Below are 735 nucleotides of genomic sequence, written 5' to 3'. Positions count from 1 at the left end.
CCGCGCCAGATCACCCGAGTTGAACCAGCGTTCACCGTCGATTTCAAAAAAGATGCCCCGGTTCTGACTGTCGATCATGTAGCCTTCGAACACGTTGCGCCCCGAGATCATGATCACGCCGACCTCGTTCGTATCAGCCCAGCGATCAAATTCGTCATTGGCGTTCAGCACGGCGCAGCGCATCTTTTGATAGGGCAGGCGCAGGCCGATGGACCCGATCCGGGTGCCACCATCGGGGTCGCGGGGGTTCAGAGACGAGGCCACCGCGCCTTCGGTCATGCCATACCCTTCGACAATGGGAATGCCGGTGGTGCTGACGAAGCGGTTGAACAGCTCAACGGGCATTGGCGCGGCACCGCAGGCGGCGAATTTGATCGAGGACAGATCGGCCCCGTCAATCGGCACATCCAGCAATGCGGAATAGACCGTGGGGACACCCGAGAAAGTCACGATTTTGTAGCGTTCGGCGATCTTCCAGAAATTTGGGATCACGCCTTCGCCGCGATAGCCCTGCGGGGTGGCCAGAACGATATGGCCGCCTTTCAGCAGAACCAGCAGGCCGGTCACCAGAATGGCGTTGGAATGAAACAGCGGCAGTCCGCACAGCGCGGCTGACCCCGGTTCGAACGTGTTTGGGTTGAACTGGCTGATGGACCAGACGTCAAACACTTCGGAGGCATGACTGCGCCGCGCGATCTTGGGCAGGCCGGTGGTGCCGCCGGTACACAGCATGGT

Annotated in this window: 1 protein-coding gene; it reads right to left on the bottom strand. The window is 60.4% G+C overall.

The window, feature by feature from the left end; all coding sequences use genetic code 11:
- The coding region (locus ACR0C6_RS21730; protein WP_480621221.1) for an AMP-binding protein at positions 1 to 735 on the bottom strand (735 nt) is incomplete at both ends.

Source organism: Ruegeria sp. AL12, from assembly GCF_056540885.1.
Note: the sequence above shows the minus strand (reverse complement) of the source record. Positions and strands in the feature narration are given on the sequence as shown.